Origin of the sequence: Glycomyces amatae (assembly GCF_020991375.1) — a bacterium.
Taxonomy (GTDB): Bacteria; Actinomycetota; Actinomycetes; order Mycobacteriales; family Micromonosporaceae; genus Glycomyces; species Glycomyces amatae.
Window position 1 is genome coordinate 1 of sequence record NZ_JAJLQZ010000054.1, and the last position, 1,111, is coordinate 1,111.

A 1,111-nucleotide genomic window follows, 5' to 3' on the forward strand; every position below is an offset into this window, starting at 1 on the left:
TGTGATGTTCAGGGACGTTGTTCCGCGGTTGTAGCGGATTCGTGTGACAGGTGAAGGCCTCCGGGGTGAAGTGGAACTTGCGAATGCACCGCTTCACGACCTGGAGGCCTTCATGTCCCACGCTAACGCAGCCCTGACCCCGCGCGCCCGTTTGCGCCTGGCGCGTCTGATCGTCGATGACGAATGGACCTGCTCAACAGCGGCCAAGATGTTCATGGTCTCGGCCCGGACCGCCAGGAAATGGGCCGACCGGTACCGCATCGAGGGCCCCGCGGGCATGACCGACCGCTCCTCGCGCCCGCACCGCTCCCCGAACAAGACCCCCGAAGCGCTCAAACGCCGGATCGTCGCGCTGCGCCGGCGACTGCGGCTCGGGCCGGTCCAGATCGCCGGACGCACCGGCGTCCCGGCCTCGACCGTCCACGCGGTCCTGACCCGATGCCGCATCAACCGCCTCTCTCGCCTGGACCGGGCCACCGGCGAGCCGATCCGCCGCTACGAGCACGACCATCCCGGATCGCTCCTCCACGTCGACGTCACCAAGTTCGGGAACATCCCCGACGGCGGCGGCCACCGCTACCTCGGCCGATCCGTCGGCGGCCACCACAAACGCGCCACCGCCCACCGCACCGGCAACCGCAACCCCAACTACGGGCCCCGGACCGGGACCGCGTTCGTCCACACCGTGATCGACGACCACTCCCGCCTCGCCTACGCCGAGATCCGCGCCGACGAGAAAGCCGACACCGCCATCGCGGTCCTGCAGCGCGCCCTCGCCTGGTTCGCCGAACAGGGCGTCAGGGTCGAGCGGGTCCTGTCCGACAACGGCTCGGCCTACAAGTCCTTCGCCTGGCGCGATGCCTGCCACGAGCTCGGCATCACGCACAAGCGGACCCGGCCCTACCGGCCCCAGACCAACGGCAAGATCGAACGATTCCACCGCACCCTCGCCGACGGCTGGGCCTACGCCCGCTTCTACACCTCAGAAACCGAGCGCCGAGCAGCACTACCGGGCTGGCTCCACTACTACAATCACCACCGAGCCCACTCCGCCATCGGAGGCCAACCACCCATCACGCGGCTGAACAACCTCCCCGAACATCACACCTAG

Annotated in this window: 1 protein-coding gene; it reads left to right on the forward strand. The window is 68.5% G+C overall.

What is annotated here, in order from left to right:
• Positions 1–112: 112 nt before the first annotated feature.
• Positions 113–1,111, forward strand: coding sequence for an IS481 family transposase (locus LO763_RS28570; protein WP_230792302.1), 999 nt, complete (start codon positions 113–115; stop codon positions 1,109–1,111).

Coding starts and splice junctions, on each gene's coding strand:
- LO763_RS28570 (WP_230792302.1), top strand. CDS start 113: ATGTCCCACGCTAACGCAGCCCTGACCCCGCGCGCCCGTTTGCGCCTG.